Source organism: Bacillus sp. HY001 (assembly GCF_007558965.1).
Lineage (GTDB): Bacteria > Bacillota > Bacilli > Bacillales > Bacillaceae_G > Bacillus_A > Bacillus_A mobilis.
In genome coordinates this window covers 1-235 of record NZ_VLTE01000187.1, presented here as the reverse complement: position 1 = coordinate 235, position 235 = coordinate 1, and the positions used below count along the sequence as shown (strand labels likewise).

At 31.1% G+C, this 235-nt stretch carries 1 pseudogene; it reads left to right on the top strand.

Features of this window, described 5'->3' with window-relative positions:
* Window positions 1-235: pseudogene (locus FOT98_RS30310) on the top strand (hypothetical protein); the annotation flags it as partial.

Genomic DNA, 235 nt, shown 5'->3' with positions numbered 1-235 from the left:
CTTTGATCCGTACGTTCGAAAGTGCAAAACGATATAGTTTTAATCGTTTGATTGAGGGCGAAAACGAGAAAGAATTGATAAAAAAACTACAACCTAAATATTTGTTAAATAAACGTTTTTGTGAAGATGCGATTTTACAAGCGCAAACGATCCTTTTCTCTCAAAAAGAACTTCTTCCTGTTTACCTAGAAAACAATCAAAAAAAGTTAGAAAAGACGTTACAAAAAATAGATGA